This window comes from Pontibacter sp. MBLB2868, from assembly GCF_051904785.1.
Lineage (GTDB): Bacteria > Bacteroidota > Bacteroidia > Cytophagales > Hymenobacteraceae > Pontibacter.
In genome coordinates, this window is the sequence record NZ_CP196710.1 from 290,455 (window position 1) to 306,442 (window position 15,988).

Annotated in this window: 12 protein-coding genes; 5 read left to right on the forward strand and 7 right to left on the reverse strand. The window is 47.0% G+C overall.

Annotated features, from left to right (window positions below):
- Positions 1–31: 31 nt before the first annotated feature.
- Both ACSX1A_RS01295 and ACSX1A_RS01300 read left to right on the forward strand, forming a co-directional pair.
- Positions 32–850, forward strand: coding sequence for a TIGR04290 family methyltransferase (locus tag ACSX1A_RS01295; protein WP_439881797.1), 819 nt, complete (start codon positions 32–34; stop codon positions 848–850).
- An 84-nt stretch (positions 851–934) separates the two neighbouring features.
- Positions 935–1,504 carry an NUDIX hydrolase gene (locus tag ACSX1A_RS01300; RefSeq protein WP_439881798.1) on the forward strand — a complete coding sequence of 190 codons (570 nt, stop codon included), beginning with the start codon at positions 935–937 and terminating at the stop codon, positions 1,502–1,504.
- 9 nt (positions 1,505–1,513) lie between these two features.
- On the opposite strand, the gene ACSX1A_RS01305 is transcribed toward ACSX1A_RS01300, so the two are convergent.
- A complete protein-coding gene (locus ACSX1A_RS01305; RefSeq protein WP_439881799.1) occupies positions 1,514–3,661 on the reverse strand; it encodes an aminotransferase class I/II-fold pyridoxal phosphate-dependent enzyme in 2,148 nt (715 codons plus the stop codon).
- A 358-nt stretch (positions 3,662–4,019) separates the two neighbouring features.
- Here ACSX1A_RS01305 and ACSX1A_RS01310 point away from each other — a divergent pair, with 358 nt between their 5' ends.
- Together ACSX1A_RS01310 and ACSX1A_RS01315 are read left to right on the forward strand one after the other, a co-directional pair.
- Entirely contained in the window at positions 4,020–4,733 is a 714-nt protein-coding gene (locus ACSX1A_RS01310) for a pirin family protein (RefSeq protein ID WP_439881800.1), read from the forward strand.
- 287 nt (positions 4,734–5,020) lie between these two features.
- Positions 5,021–6,205 (forward strand): serine hydrolase domain-containing protein, encoded by a 1,185-nt coding sequence (locus ACSX1A_RS01315; RefSeq protein ID WP_439881801.1) that lies wholly within the window; start codon positions 5,021–5,023, stop codon positions 6,203–6,205.
- A gap of 280 nt (positions 6,206–6,485) precedes the next feature.
- On the opposite strand, the gene ACSX1A_RS01320 is transcribed toward ACSX1A_RS01315, so the two are convergent.
- The 4 genes from ACSX1A_RS01320 to ACSX1A_RS01335 form a co-directional block, all read right to left on the reverse strand.
- Complete coding sequence (locus ACSX1A_RS01320; protein ID WP_439881802.1) at positions 6,486–7,016, reverse strand: REP-associated tyrosine transposase; 531 nt, start codon at positions 7,014–7,016, stop codon at positions 6,486–6,488.
- Positions 7,017–7,181: 165 nt separating this feature from the next.
- A complete protein-coding gene (locus tag ACSX1A_RS01325; protein ID WP_439883577.1) occupies positions 7,182–10,457 on the reverse strand; it encodes an amidohydrolase family protein in 3,276 nt (1,091 codons plus the stop codon).
- A 175-nt stretch (positions 10,458–10,632) separates the two neighbouring features.
- Positions 10,633–12,078 (reverse strand): hypothetical protein, encoded by a 1,446-nt coding sequence (locus ACSX1A_RS01330; protein WP_439881803.1) that lies wholly within the window; start codon positions 12,076–12,078, stop codon positions 10,633–10,635.
- A 109-nt stretch (positions 12,079–12,187) separates the two neighbouring features.
- The gene (locus ACSX1A_RS01335; protein WP_439881804.1) at positions 12,188–13,501 is read right to left on the reverse strand and encodes a M20/M25/M40 family metallo-hydrolase; all 1,314 of its coding nucleotides are present in this window, start codon (positions 13,499–13,501) and stop codon (positions 12,188–12,190) included.
- A gap of 83 nt (positions 13,502–13,584) precedes the next feature.
- Between ACSX1A_RS01335 and ACSX1A_RS01340 the strand changes: the two genes are divergently transcribed.
- Positions 13,585–14,640 carry an AI-2E family transporter gene (locus ACSX1A_RS01340; protein ID WP_439881805.1) on the forward strand — a complete coding sequence of 352 codons (1,056 nt, stop codon included), beginning with the start codon at positions 13,585–13,587 and terminating at the stop codon, positions 14,638–14,640.
- 4 nt (positions 14,641–14,644) lie between these two features.
- Here ACSX1A_RS01340 and ACSX1A_RS01345 read toward each other — a convergent pair whose 3' ends face one another.
- Both ACSX1A_RS01345 and ACSX1A_RS01350 read right to left on the reverse strand, forming a co-directional pair.
- Positions 14,645–15,196 carry a GNAT family N-acetyltransferase gene (locus ACSX1A_RS01345; RefSeq protein WP_439881806.1) on the reverse strand — a complete coding sequence of 184 codons (552 nt, stop codon included), beginning with the start codon at positions 15,194–15,196 and terminating at the stop codon, positions 14,645–14,647.
- An 85-nt stretch (positions 15,197–15,281) separates the two neighbouring features.
- Positions 15,282–15,965 carry a pseudouridine synthase gene (locus ACSX1A_RS01350; RefSeq protein WP_439881807.1) on the reverse strand — a complete coding sequence of 228 codons (684 nt, stop codon included), beginning with the start codon at positions 15,963–15,965 and terminating at the stop codon, positions 15,282–15,284.
- Positions 15,966–15,988: the final 23 nt, after the last annotated feature.

Consider the following 15,988-nt stretch of genomic DNA (forward strand, 5'->3'; position numbering starts at 1 on the left):
TATCATCCTGTACCCATTACCATTTAGCATTATGTCAGAAATAGAGCAGCTAGGGCCCTGGTTTCATAATTTACACCTGCCAAACGGAGAGCAAACCGCACCTGATCACAGGTTAGGCGACTTCCCGCGTTTCAAATGGCAGGACCTGGAACCACATATCCCAGCAGATCTAACAGGGTGGGAAGTGCTGGATATTGGCTGCAATGCAGGCTTTTATAGTATAGAGCTGGCAAAGCGAGGAGCAAATGTACTGGGCATAGATGTAGACCCGCATTACCTGCGCCAGGCGGAGTGGGCAGCAAAGCAGTTTGGCCTCGAAGATAAGATAGAACTAAAACAAATGCAGGTGTATGATGTGGCACGCCTTGACCGCCAGTTTGATTTGATCTGGTACATGGGTGTGCTGTATCACCTCCGCTACCCCTTACTGTCGCTTGATATTTTAGCGCAGAAGTGCCGGAAGCAAATGGTATTCCAGACTTTGTCTATGCCGGGTGATGAGGTGGCAGATACTCCTGATGATTTTGAGATAAATGACCGGAAACGGATGCTGGAAAGTGAGTGGCCTAAAATGGCTTTCATCGAAAAACGCATGGCCGGTGATCCTACTAACTGGTGGGCTCCAAACAGGGCCTGCATCGAAGCTATGATGCGCTCCTGTGGTTTCAGGGTAAAAGAGCGGCCCGGACACGAGCTGTATATACTTGAAGTGGATGAAAGCCTGAAGCAACAGCAGCAGTGGAATGAGTCGGAATACCTGTCTGCTACGGGTCAGGACTGGCAAAAAGCAGTAGACAGAAAAGTGGCTGATAAGAACCCATACATGGTAAGCCAGAACGGCAAAAAGTAAAATACAGTATTAACTATAGTAGCTGCCGCGTTTGCTGTTTTTGCAGGCGTGGCTTTTTTACGCTGATAAAATATAAATTGCAGCATGTCTGAAAATAAACACACGCCTACCCCAAAGCACTGGAGAGTGCTGAAATCTGAAATGGTATTCGATGAGAAGTGGTACAAGCTCCGCAGGGATGAAGTAGAATTACCGAATGGAATTGTGCTGGATGATTATTATGTAAGTGTGCGCCCTGATGTGGTGTTAACTTTCCCGCTTACAGAAGACAACGAAGTTATTTTTGTGCGTCAATACAAACATGCTGCAAGAGGCATTTTTACTGAATTGCCAGGCGGAGTGATTGATGACCATGAAAATGATCCGAAAGAAGCTGCCCGCCGCGAGATGCTGGAAGAAACCGGCTATGCTTCCGATGATATGGAACTGGTGCTGGAAGTCATTGACAATCCCACAAAAGACACGAACAAGATCTATTTCTTTATAGCCCGTAATGCACGAAAGGTAGCTGATCAGGACTTAGATGAAACAGAGAACATCGAAGTCCTGAAGGTGCCTTTAAAAGAGGTAGAGAACATGATCCTGAACCAGCAGGTGCATGTTTCCGGCTCTATTGCCTTATGCCTGCTTGCGCTGCGCAAACTGGGTGTTTAGTGAAGTATGTTAAGTCCAGAGTGTAGCTGCCACTACCGGTGTGTTTTTCCAGCACAACGTATAGCCCGCGCCATTTTCTTTCAGCGTAAAGTTCTCATGTAGGTCAAGTGCCTGTGCTAAATTTTCAGGGCTGATCTTTGAAACAGCCGGGGTAAATCCATTCCGGATCATGCGTTGTTGCCAGGCTTCATTCCGCTCGTGGCGCTCCACACGGTTTATACCCTCACAGGAAATTACGTTTATGATCTCTCTGCCAAAAAACTCCTGTTCAATTACCTGGCGTTCCGGTAACAGAGGAGGCAATAGCGTATCTAATACATCAAAAACTGTGTAGTAGTGGCGTAGCGATTCCCGTAGGCGAGGCAGAAAGTTTAGCCTGTTGTGCTCCGAGTCCGGTTCAGTAAGTGTAAGTAATGCAGGATTTAATGCTTTGATCTGCCGCAGTATCCTGTCCCGGTAGTCAATTTCGGTGGTAAGTTGGTCCGGCAGGTGGTGCAGCGTGAAAGCTGAATTTATAACCAGCGTTTCTGACGCGGAATAAGTAAGATCGAGCAGGTTTATTTCCTCCAGCTTCTGGGCTATACCTGTATAAGTGAAGCTTATACCTGATTTCCCGGCGGCTTCCTGCAGCATTTCGCCGGTCATGCGCAGCCGTATAGCAGGGTCGTCGCCTACCGCAGGTATATCCACACCCGTAATCTTTAGCGACACAGTGCCATTAGCGCGCGAGGCCAGCAACTCCATCAGGTGCAGCCATTGTAAGCCGCTGCCTATACCCAGGTCAAGTATATGTACTTCAGTGGTTCCCGCCACGCTATCAGCTATGGCCAGGTTAGCCAGGTGATGCCCGAAAGTGACCAGTGGCGTTGATTTCATCAGCACGTTGAAGGCAGAAATCATATCCGTTACGCCATAGGTACTGTTGTAAAGATTGCCTGTGTGGGCGTGGCCATGTTCAGACAAATGCGCTGAAAAAGCGCGTAGGTAAGCCAATGCTATCCGTTCAGCTGCATTGCCATCGCCATTTGCCAGCTGTGCCAGGGCTGCTACGGCAGGGGTAGGGGCTTCTTGTTCAGCTGCCGCTATCTGGTAACCAGTTCTAAGGATTTCGGCTAGTACATTGTCAGCCCAAATGTTCTCAGGAGCAAGTATGTTTTTGAGTTGTTCGTAGAGGTGTTGCTGATGTACTTTAGGTCCTACAGTTATGCGGGCTCCGAAGTTGCTGTCTGAATTGCTGCGTATCTGTATACCCTGTTCCTGTAGCTGCTCTGCCACGGGCAGGACTGGTATGCCTGCATCTGTATACAGGAAGTTCCCCTGCGAGGGCCACCACTGAACACCCAGCTTGTCCAGAATATCCTGTAAATGTAGCTTTCCTGCGGCGGTCTGGTCTAAGGTATACGTAAGATGAGCTGTATCATCAAGGGCGGCAAGAGCAGAAACCTGGGCTAAGTGGTTTACATTATACGGTTGCTTGACCTGCATAATGCGACCAAGAAGCGGTTGCTGTGCCACCATATAACCTACCCGCATAGAGGCAAGGCCATAGGCTTTGGAAAATGTGCGGAGCAATACCAGGTTTTCGCGCTGGTACAGATAAGGTAATCCTGATCCGTAATCCGGTGCATCTGCAAATTCTACATAAGCTTCATCCAGTGCCAGCACGACATGGGCAGGCGTCTCTTTTACTAACTGTTCAATCTGTGCCTGCGTTAGGTAAGTACCTGTCGGGTTATTAGGGTTTGAAATAAATAGCAGCCGGGTGGAGGCATCTACCTGCCTGAGTAGTGCTTCAATATCAAACTCGTAACCGCTATTCAGGGGGGCTGTATTATACTTTACACCCAGCGCTTCTGCCTCATGCTTGTAGAGTGGGTAAGTAGGTTCCGTAGAAAGTATAGCATTTGGCTGATTCGATTTGCATATAGCTCTGATCAGCAGAGATATCAGTTCAGCAGAACCGCTGCCTATCACCACTTCATCCTGACTTATGCTTAATTGTTGTGAAATAGCCAGACGTAGTGGGGCTGCGTGTGGATTTGGGTAGCTATTGATAAATTGTAAGGCTTCCTGTATTGCCTGTGTTACTTTCTCAGATATCCCAAAAAGATTTTCATTCGCGGCAGCACTATAAGTGGCCGTGCTGGTAGTTTTCATAATGCAGTACTAAAGCTGGTGTTGCTCAGATGAGCTTACGACAGTCAAATATAGACATATGTTAATTTATTACCCTTTGAACGATGTAAAAATTGTTAGTTATGTTATAAATGATAACGTTCAGATAATAAAAAAACGTAGATCGGAACAAAGTTGACTAGAGAGGTGTATAATTAATGTAGGTACATGTATTATTTATCTTTAAAGGATTTATACCTTGCAAAATAGTTGTCAGATAATCTTTTAAGGGTAGCAAAACAGGTACACTAAACGAAACGAGTTATACATGATTCAGCCCACACAGAGGGTTAATTTCGTTACACTTGATTTTAGGACATACACGATTAAAAAAAATAAAATGAGCAAGAAAGTAATTCACAAAGCAGATACGCGCGGCCATGCCAACCATGGCTGGCTAAATTCCTACCACAGTTTCAGTTTTGCCAGCTACTATAACCCCGAGCGCATGGGCTTTGGTTTGCTGCGTGTGCTGAACGACGATACGGTAGCACCGGGAATGGGCTTTGGCGCGCACCCACATGATAATATGGAGATCGTTTCCATTCCTTTGTCCGGGGAGTTGGCACATAAAGACAGCACCGGAAACGAGAAGACCATTCATACCAACGAAGTGCAGATCATGTCGGCTGGTACGGGTCTCACACATTCAGAGTATAATCACTCTAAAACAGAGCCTGTAAAGTTTTTGCAGATCTGGGTATTTCCGAAAGAGCGTGACATTAAGCCGCGCTATGAGCAGAAATCATTTAAGCCTGAGGACAGGCAGAACCAGTTACAGACAGTTGTGTCACCGGATAAGGATAGTGAGGCAATCTGGATAAACCAGGATGCCTGGTTTACGCTTGGTACTTTAAAACAAGGCTTTTCTGAAAACTACAAGCTGCACAACAAAGAGCACGGCGTCTATGCTTTTGTACTGGAAGGAGAAGTAGAGGTAGACGGCGAAAAGCTGAGTAAGCGCGATGCCGTGGGGATCTCAGAAGTAGATAGCATCCGTATCAAAGCGGATTCTGATGCAGAACTGCTGCTGATAGAAGTGCCGATGAAGTAACAATCTTTTTCTTAGCATAGGTTACGAGATGCATTTTCAGGAGGGGAGTAATACAAAAGTGGAAGAAAAACACCCCTTTTAGGAGGGGCTAGGGGTAGGTTACCGATAGCCATCTGTATGTTTTTTGTGCCACGTAACTTTAGCTAAAAAGTAAAACGAAAGCCCGGCAGTTTGACTACCGGGCTTTTATTTTACTATCAAATGCTATACTATCAAAGATAGGCTGGTGCTGTTTAACATTCGCTACTTTTTTGTAGATTGACCTGTAGATAACACATGCTATACCGATGCTAAAAAATACAGTTTTTGCTTTCCTGCTGGTCTTTGGTTTGGGCGCATGCCAGCAACAGGCTACGCAACCAACTTCTTCTGCACAAGCCTCCACGTCAGCAGCCAAATATTACTACCCTGGTGAAGGCGATAACTGGAAACATAAAAAACCGGAAGAGGTGGGACTGGATGCAGCACTTTTACAACAGGCCGTAGAGTGGGCCAAGACGCAGGAGACAACGCAGATCGAGAAAGACTTTTCTACTCAGAAAGATATTTTCGGGGAACCTCTGGGGCCTTTACCAGCGACCCGTGCCAACACCAACGGCATCATTCTAAAGGATGGTTACATTGTGGCGGAGTGGGGCGATACCAAAGCAGCAGACCCAACTTACAGCGTGGCCAAAAGCTTTCTGTCTACCATACTAGGGCTAACCATTGATAAAGGCATGATCGATGACATTCACGACCCGGTAGCAAAGTATGTGCACGACGGCGGCTATAATTCGGAGCACAACAGCAAAATAACCTGGGAGCACCATGCCCGCCAGACCAGCGAGTGGCAGGGCGAGATGTGGGGCAAAAAAGATGATTTTATTGGCAAGGAAGCCTTTGGGCGTGGCGAGCGAAAGCCACGTGAAATTCAGGAACCGGGTACTTTCTATGAGTACAATGATACCCGCATCAACCGGTTCGCGCTATCACTTTTGCGTCTCTGGGAGAAGCCTCTGCCGGAAGTGCTGGAAGATGAAATAATGGACCCTATTGACGCCTCTGAAACCTGGAAGTGGGTACCTTACAAAAATTCTGTGGTGGAGATAAACGGCAAGCAAATGCCATCGGTAAGCGGCGGTACGCGTTGGGGCGGCGGCCTCTGGATAAGTGCCCGCGACGAAGCCCGTTTCGGCTACCTGTTCCTGCGTAACGGCCGCTGGGAAGATAAACAACTAGTGTCGGAGCAATGGGTGAAGGACGCAACAACTTCCCGCGGTCCGGTTGGCCCAGACTACGGTTACCTCTGGTGGCTGAATACCGAAGGCAAAGCCTGGCCCGATGCCCCCACCACCAGCTACGCAGCCTTAGGTGCCGGCCAGAACACCGTTTGGGTAGATCCCAAGCACGACATCGTGATCGTTTGGCGCTGGCACGATGGCAAGCAGAATGAGTTGTTTAAAAGAGTGCTGGCTGCGGTGAAGGAGTAGATTGTTGCTTGTTAGTTGCAGTATCTATGCCAGTAGATTGTAACATTAGTTTGCATTAGGTAGGTATACTGCCAGTTTGAGCGCAGCGGTAACTGGTAGTTAATCATGATGCCAGTTTATAAAGGCGAAAGTATAGCTTTGAAAGATAGGCCTTTATAAACTGGCGCTATATTTGGCCACAAGTTACAAACTTGCGGCATGAGTAGTTGTTAGGTTGTATCATGGCGCGAGCGTCCACGCTCGTGACTAATTATAGAGGGGCCTCTGGCCCCTTTACTCTTTATACCTCAGCCAAAATCAACATGTTATCCGGATTTGCACTGCTAAAAGCATAATAAGTCGCATCTGTCACCAAACCCGCCATTACTGGGTTCTGTTCAATATAGTCTACCTTCTGCTGAAATATCTTTGCATTGGTCAAATCTATAGGATGGTTGTGCTGCTGCCAGAACTGATACTCTTTGTTGTGTCGAATCTTCTCTTTAAAGAACCTGAATAAGTATAATAGCCATTCTTTCCTGCTTTCAGTTGGACTACTTTCAACTAAACTGATGATTCTTTTTGCTGTGTAGCTTTTAAAATCACGAAGTATGTCACTCAAGCTACCTCTCTCAACAGAGCATATCATGTGCAGATGGCTGGGCATGATGCAATAGCTGTAAATTTGCAGCCCTTTTACTTTACTGCAGTAGTCTAGATTGGCAACTATTTCATCTGCATATTCTCTTCTGGTGAAAATATCGATCCACCCTACAACAGTTAGTGTGATGAAGAAAACACCTTCAGGGTGTATTTTATACTTTTCGGACATGCAGTAGCATACGAGAATATAGGAAACAAAGTATAAACAGTTAAGGGGCCAGAGGCCCCTGCTATAGTACGTCACGAGCGTGGACGCTCGCGCCATGATACGCTAAAAATAAAAAGCGGCTGCCCCTGGATGGAGCAGCCGCTTCTATTTTAATACTTCTATATCTTAATGACGGCAAACGCAATGCTCGCCGGCGATGCCCTCTAAGCGGGTATCGGTACCTTCGTGCCAATCGAAGGCGGTGGCGGTACGGTTGTTTTCCCACCAGAACTTACCTGGCTGTTTGTTATAGTTACCTGCCTCTGCCATAGTAGCGGCATCGTACAGGCGGCCATTCACCATTGTATACTTCACGGATTCGGTGTTCTGGATGTTTTCCAGCGGATTCTTATCCAGCACGATCAGGTCAGCCAGTTTGCCTGTTTCCAGGGAACCGATCTCGCTGCCCATGCCCAGGTACTCGGCTCCGTTCAGAGTAGCGGCGCGAAGTGCCTGGAGGTTGGTCATGCCGCCTTGCTGTAGCATCCATAGTTCCCAATGAGCACCTAAGCCCTGTAGCTGCCCGTGAGCACCCAGGTTTACTTTAACGCCGGCATCTGCCAGTTTCTTACAAGCTTCTGATGTCAGGATATGGCCGTTTTTATACTCCTCATCCGGTACCAAAGTCACTCTACGAGAACGACCATCAATAATGGAGCGTGGTGTGAACTTGAGCAGACGCTCTTTATCCCAGGCATTGGTTTTCTGGTACCAGTAGTACTCGCCGCTATTACCGGCATAATTTACGATCAGGGTAGGAGTATAGCCTGTCTGTGAAGCTTTCCATACTTCCACCACATCTTTATAAACAGGCGCAACAGGTATGTTGTGCTCAATGCCAGAGTGACCATCCAGGATCATGCTCATGTTGTGGAAGAAAGTAGAACCACCCTCCGGTACCACACTCATGTCCAGTTCGCGGGCAGCCTGAATGATCTGCTGGCGCTGCTCACGACGAGGCTGGTTATAGCTCTTTACCGAGAATCCACCTACAGCCTTCAGGCGGCGAAGGTGCGAACGGGCATCGTCCAGGCTGTTTACTACGGCTTTGAAGTTGCCATCGGCACCATAAAGTATCGTACCCGTTGAGAAGATGCGCGGACCAACCATCATACCTGATTTTACGGCTTCTGACTGGCTGAAAACCATCTCAGTGGTAGAAGACGGGTCGTGGGTGGTAGTTACACCGTAAGCCAGGTTAGCATAGTATGACCATTGCTTCTGCGGGCTCATACCCAAACGGAACGTACCCAGGTGGGCGTGCACATCCACAATGCCCGGCATAATGGTTTTACCGGCCGCATCGATCACTTTAGCGTCTTTTGGTATGGTTATGTTTTTGCCAATGGCCACAATGCGGTTGCCATCCACTACAATCGTTCCGCCCTCAATCACTTCGTCGCCTTTCATAGTAATGATGCGTGCGTTTGTAAAGGCTACTTTGCCCTCCGGAACGTCTGTATTTAGCACCAGGCCGATCTTAGTGCCGGTGGTGTCGATGGCAGGTAGTTTATCGGGAGCGCCTTCCACAAAAGTGAAGCGGTCTTTCAGGTCATTTGAGAAATACTCATCACCTAACACCCAGTTCACTTTCTTGCTGTCGGCTGACCAATGGATGCTGGTGCCGGCGTCGCGGGTGAAGCGGGCTACCGGAACTGCTTTTGTATCGGCACTCAGATCCAGGCCAGAGCCATTGGTGGTGAAAGGTGCTACATAACCATTGAACAACTCCACGAAAGCGATCCACTTGTTGTCGGGGCTTGGGTAGAACTGGTCGGTATACTTGGATGTATAGTGGGTCTGCTCTTCTTTGCCGTTCAGGTCTACGCTCTTGAATGCATACTTATCGCCGGCGCCTGCTGTGAAGAAAATGCGGTCAGATGTGGCGTTAAACAACGGTGAAGAACCCTGCTTCTGCACAAAATTAGGCTTGCCGCCATCTGCTGACATGTAGTAAATACCACGCTCATTGCCGTAAGCATAACCCATGTGGTTGTTGCCGCCCTCTTTGTTGTACACAATATACTTGCCGTTTGGCGAGAAAGAAGGATTAGAGTAGAAACCTTTTTCCGTTGTTAACTTAGTTGGTTTTGCGTTCTTCTTACGGATATCCAGCTTCATCAGGGCGCTGTAGTTGTCATCGTTCCAGGTAGAATACACGATATACTTGCCATCCGGAGAGAAAGTCGGGTAGAATTCAAAATCCGCATCCTTCGTAATGCGCTCCGGCTTGCCGTTTGGCAGTTCTTTTTTGTAGATGTGGCCAGCAGCATTAAATACCAATAGCTTACCATCCGGAGAAGTTATGGCATGGCGGATAGCTTTAGCTTCGAACTGCTTCGGCGCTACGCCACCGTTCTTGCTGAAATCGTGGCGCACGGCATCGGCAATATAATGTGTAGCGGTAGCCTCAAAAGGGATGTTGGTAATCTTCTGCGAGGCTACATCAACCTTATTGATCTTACCGTTAGCCCAGTACACGATGCTTTTGTTGTCCGGAGTCCAGGAGAAGGATGGGTATACACCGAAAATGGCCCAGGCTTCCTGCTGGTCTTTGCTCAGGTTATCGGCAATAGGCCACTGCTCACCCGTTTTCAGGTCCTGCACAAACAGCACCGATTTGGTACGAACACGGCGCACAAAGGCAATGTGTTTGCCATCGCGGGAGATAGTTGGACGAACAGAGCCGCCGTTACCGGTCACCGCGTTTTCGATCTCGCCGGTGTTACGGTCTACCCTACGGATCACGTAGATCTGACCGTTCGGGTCTTTGTTGTACTCAAAGTTAGAGCCGCCGCTCATGTCTTCAGAGTAGTAGACATACTTGCCGTCCGGCGATACGAATGGCTCGCCGGCATCCTGCTGGTCGTTTTTACGCTTGGTCAGCTGCACGCCCGCGCCGCCAGATCTGTGGTACATCCACATCTCACCGGCACCCAGCGAGCGGGTATTGGTAAAGTGCTTGCGCGCGATCAGGTATTGGCCGTCCGGTGTCCAGACAGCGTTGTTCAGCAATCTGAAATTCTCCTTGGTTACCTGCGTAGCTTCTGAGCCATCGCGCTTCATGATCCAGATGTTGTCGCCGCCAGCTTTATCCGAAGTATAGGAGATATACTTGCCGTCCGGGCTAAAGCGTGGCTGCACCTCATAGGCCCTTCCGCCCAAAAGTTGCTTCGCTTTACCACCTGTAACCGGCATAATATAGATATCGCCGAGCAGGTCGAACACGATCTCTTTGCCATCCGGGCTTACATCCAGGCTCATCCAGGTGCCTTCGTCGGTGGTAAAACTGATTTCTTTTTCGGTACCGTGGGCAGCATCCACGGTCCATTTTTTGTCATCTTTTTTGTCCTGGGCTGTTGCGATACCTAAAGGTAAAGCCAAAGCCGCCGCCAGAAACATACTCAGACAGGTACGTTTATTCATGGTAGGGTAAAAGTTTTAGATTAGTTTGATTCTCAAATATAAGCATTTAGATGCTGTTACAACAGTGTTCTGCTACTAACAATTGATAAGGAAAGGAAGTAAGCATATAAGAAATGTGTCAGCTGATAATTAGATGTTTTTCAACTGCTAATCAATTAAAGCGCATCCGGCCATACTTGTAGTAATCTGGACCCACACCAAGAATGATGAAGTCTTTGGGCGAGATCTGGTAAGCCGATTTTGGGCTTATGTAGAAGTCTTCCGCTTCTTGCTGGTGCGTGCCTTCAAGGGGCAATATCTCCTTAGATCCATCCGGGGCTACCGTAACTAATACAGTGGTTTTGGGTGTTGACCTTAGCTTGCCTGCAGGTGCTCCGCCTGCCGTGCCAGCATATTCAAAATACAAGTAAATGATCTTGAGGGTATCGTCTATTGATGTAGCAAAATAAGAGTGCATCAATTCATTTTCACTTGTGGTTGCCTGTAACTTATTGGTGCTGCAAATATATGCTTGGGAACCATCCTTGTGCAGGCGCACGATCACAACATCGTTATTATGCTGCAGGCGTGTATTTCCCTGATCCAACTTAAAGTTTACTTCCCCGATCAGAATAACGCCGCCATCGTCCATGGGTACTACTCTATCTAATTCAAGGTAACGCAGTCGCTGGCTACTGTCATAGTCAGGTTTAAAACTCTTATAACTCTGTATAAAGTCCTCTCTGAAAGGAGAAAATGCAACTACCGGGTCATCTAGTTTTCCGTTTTGAAAGCGGTAATAAAAGGTGCCGATGGGCTCCGGATTCTGACTGGCAACATAAGAACTTGGAATTATGTATCCTGTCACGATTGTCTCACCAGATGGGCTGGCAGTTATCTTAGCCTTCAAAGGCCGGTAATCACTGTCTCCCAGTGCTACTTCTCTGTACCGGCCACTCTTGGCTTTAAGCCTGTACAAGAAAAACGCAGAGGTAGAAGGGGCTGCAGGTAAAGATTTTGTGAGGAGATAGGCAGTGCCATCTGAGTTTACCAGTACCTCCTGCATGTCGCCACCGGAAGTTAGTGTCTGGGTCCAGCGCGGTTCAAGCTTGTTTGTTAAGAGGGCAGAGGTAATTGTTTGTTGATTGTCACCGGAAAGTACCACGATCAGGGCAGCTTCGTCCTGGGCGGTAGCAATATGAATTTTTTTGCCGTATTTCCCACGTGCCAGCGTAACGATTTCAGGATCATAATTACCGTTATGCCTTATCTCCTGTGCATACACCAAAGTCTGCCCGTCTTTCAACCCACTGGAGATCAGGTAAAGCTTACCTTTGATCATCTGTACGCTGTGAAACTTAGTGGCCGCCCCCTCGGGTGACCTTGGAAGTAAAACGGTGGTCCAGAGCCGGTCGTTCTGGGGGTTAAAGTGTTCTAATACTGTTTGATTGTCAGTGGCATGTGTTGCAAAAAAGCCGTCTTTATCCACCCCTACTACTTCCATGTGCTGCAACAGCCTGGGGTTTCTGTTTATTGGACTACCCCAGGTAAAATCAGGTTGTTGGGCGCTAGATGAAAAAAGTGCAAAAAATAATAATATAGTTAGACGTAAACTCATGGTTTTGTATCCACTTCTTTTACGAATTTGGCATACAATAAGTATATAAGCCTTAAAACATAAAAGCCCGACGTGCGGGCTTTTATAGTAAAAGTGTACAAAAATTTAGTTACTCCACCAATGCTTTGTCAATGCGAGTAGGTGTGTCTTCTCCATTTACTACTCCTTGGGCAGCCAGGGCAATGGCTCTGATCATGCTTGTCAGGTGAGGCATGTCAAGTTTATCAAACTCATCTTTTACGGTGTGATAAGTTGTATCCTGGTCTATCTGTACAGACGATAGGGTATGTGCAGGCACCCCCAGCCTTGCTAGTGTAGCATTATCGGATCGGTAAAAGAGATTTTGATCCGGGTAAGGGTCAGGGTGAATACTGTAAGGCGTTCCTGCCAGACGCTGCTGCAGCAGCTTGCCGAGGTCTGATCGATCGAAACCGGTAAGATAGGCGTTGTTCGGGCCAAATTTCGATGGCTTGCCTACCATCTCAATATTAAGCATCGCCACAATATTATCCGGGTTTAACTGTTTCGAGAAGAACTTAGAGCCAAAGCCTCCTATCTCTTCTGCCGCAAAGGCAACAAATACTAAAGTGCGTTCCGGTTGCGGCTGTTGCTTATAGTAGTTAGCAAGTATGATCATCGCCGTAGTGCCGGAAGCATCATCGTCGGCGCCATTGGCAATGCTGTCGCCGGCAAGGGGCTTGTGTATACCAATATGGTCGTAGTGGCCTGAGAACAACACAACTTCATCCTTCCGTTTGCCCTCTATCTTGCCTACAACATTTGTCAACTGAAGTTCTTCAACCTTTTGCTCAATCTCTATGTCATATTTTCGAAGGGCTCTTTCATCTGAAATTTCTGAAAGTATAAAAACTTTACTGCTGCCTTCATTTATTTTCTCCTTTACGCTACCTCGTGTAAAGTAGCGGCGCATACCGCTAAAGGCTTCTGCATGCTTGGGGTTTACCAGTACCAGCGCATCTTTGTCACTGCTGTAAATTTTCCCAAAAGCAGCTCTGAAATCATCTTGCTCCGTAATTGTGATGACAGGTATATTTTTCTTCTTTTTCCACTCTATCTCACGCTGGGAGGTAACTGCAAAGGCTTTCTCGGGTTGCAATTTATGGCCGTTAAGTTTTATCTCGGTTTCGGTGGGGGTTAGGCGGTAAACTTTAAAATTTTGTTTAAATCCATCGTTTCCAGGCATAGGTTGTAAACCTATTTGCTGAAACTCGTTTTTGATAAAATCAGCGGCTTTTTCTATACCGGGTGTAAAGGAAGCGCGGCCCTGCATATCATCGGCACTAAGCGTTTTAACAATACGGGTAACCTCAGCCTCTGAAATGGTGGAAGGAGCCTGGGCCGACAGTTCCTGGCTAAGGCAAAAGCCTGCAATGAAGAGCAGGGAGTACTTTATTTTTTTCATTTGATTTGATTAATATAGCGTAGTATAGTTAGCACATAAAATAATTCGGAACCTTAACGGTAGCTCTAATATACCTGAATTTTATGTATACCCAACCTAAAGTAGACTGGCTGAAACTGCTCCTTTATACCGTACTGCTTTCGATGCTTTTATACTTTGGGAAAGCGCTTTTTATTCCGCTCAGTTTTTCGCTGCTGATCAGTTTTATACTTTACCCTATTTGCAGGTGGCTGGAAGCCAGGAGAACGCCGCGATGGGTTGCAATTGTGCTTTGCCTGTTACTGGTTTTTGTTTTGTTCGGAGGAATGGTGTGGCTACTTGTAAGGCAAATGGTGCAGTTTACAAATGAGTGGCCGGTATTACAGGAAAAACTGTTTGAAACCTGGAGCAAACTGAGCGAATATCTGGAGCTCACTTATAAAATAGATACCGAGCGGCAGAAGGCGTGGCTGGAAGGTATTGCTACAGAAGTTGCCACAACTATATTTAATATGGCGCAGGAGATTATCTACTCTTCAGCGATCGGGGTTGTTTTGCTGGTGCTAATACCGTTATATACTGCCCTCATACTTTTGTACCGGGAGCAATTAGCCGCAGCACTTTACGTACTTTTCCCCAGAACCGAGCACAAGAATATTAAAAATATCCTGCACGAGACCATCATCACGTATTACAACTTTATTAAAGGCATGATCGTGGTTTATCTGGCAGTTGGCATACTGAATAGCATTGGTTTGCTGCTACTTGGTATTCCGCATGCCGTTTTCTTTGGAATCATTGCTTCTGTATTAACGTTTATTCCATACATCGGTATTGTGATTGGAGCCATTTTGCCAATTACCATCGCCTGGGTAACATATGATAGTGTGTGGTATCCGATTGGAGTGGTGGTGGTGTTTACGGTTGTACAGTACCTGGAGGCAAACCTTATTTTTCCGTGGGCAGTGAGTTATCGGCTGCAGGTAAACATGCTCTTTACATTATTGGCCATAATGGCAGGTGGTATACTTTGGGGTGCTTCCGGCATGATACTTTTTGTGCCCTTTATTGCCATACTCAAGCTTATAGCAGATAAACATGAAGATATGAGAGCCGTATCGTTATTGCTTAGTGCAGGAAATGAGGATCTGAAGGAATAGGGGGCTACTGCCATTCACGTTTCAGTAAGCTGTACACTTCCAGATCGTGGTATTCGCCGTTGCTGCTCAGTTCGCCGTCCCGTTCAATACCTTCTGTTTTAAAACCCAGTCTGAGAGGTATCTTTTTACTTTTCTGGTTATCTAAAGCAACTTTCAGTTGTACCCTGTTCATCTTCATCTGTTCAAAGGCATACCTGATCAAAGCCTTACAGCAACGGGTCACGATTCCCTTGCCTTGTTGCCTTTCAGCCAGCCAATAGCCAATTTCTAGTTTCTGATTTATCAGGTCAATGCCTTTATAACCGATCACACCCACATGTTTCTGCTGATAAATGATCACGAATACGAGATCAGAATAACTGGCCTGTGCAGATTTGATATAGGATTCAGTATCTGAAACTGCCAGGGTATAATCTACAAAAGGCAACCACTCCCGGAGGTAAGTTCTGTTACTATCGATCAGGTTAAAAATGGCGGGGGCATCTGTCACTGCTATCTCACGCAGCAGTAGATACTGAGCCACCTCAATCTTTATAACCTGATCTTTGGTTTTCATAGCGTTATTTTGCCAAAATGTGTCACCTGCTTTACTTTACGCATATCCTGATGTAGAACTTTATTAGCTAGTGCCCCGAAAGTGGTTAATTTATTTGTTTCCGGAAGCCGCTTTGGCCGCCTCGCTTACCTTTGCTGCTGTTTCCGATGCTTTTACTACGTATGTTGCCTTTCCCTCCGCCTTTGGGAGGTGTCGCTTTGGCTGCAAGGCCCTTTAATAAGGTTACTTCCTCCGTTGTCAGTTCACGGTACTCGCCGGGTTGCAGGTTGCCTATTGTAAGCGGCCCAATTGCCGGACGAATCAGGCGAAGTGTAGGGAAACCTACGGCGGCGGTCATGCGTCGCACCTGCCGGTTCATGCCCTGCGATATTTTTATCTCAACCCAGGCCGTTGGTATATTTTTTCTGAACCGAATGGGCTTGGACCGTTCCCATACCTGTGGCTCCTCCTCCAGTTCCCTTACTTTAGCTGGCGTAGTTTTAGTGCCTTTGATCTGAACCCCAACACGCAACCTGGTAAACGCTTCGTCAGTCGGCTGTCCTTCTACCTGCACCCAATATGTTTTTTCAACTTTAAAATGCGGGTCTGAGAGGCGATGTTGCAATTGCTTATCGTCGGTCAAGAGCACAAGCCCTTCGCTGTCGTAGTCCAGGCGGCCAACAGGATAAATGTTGGGCACGTCTACAAAGTCTTTTAGTGTAGAACGCCCCGCCTCATCAGTGAATTGTGTGAGAACTTCGAAAGGCTTATTCAGGATAAAATATTTCAAGTGAGTTTTAGTAATAGGTTTAA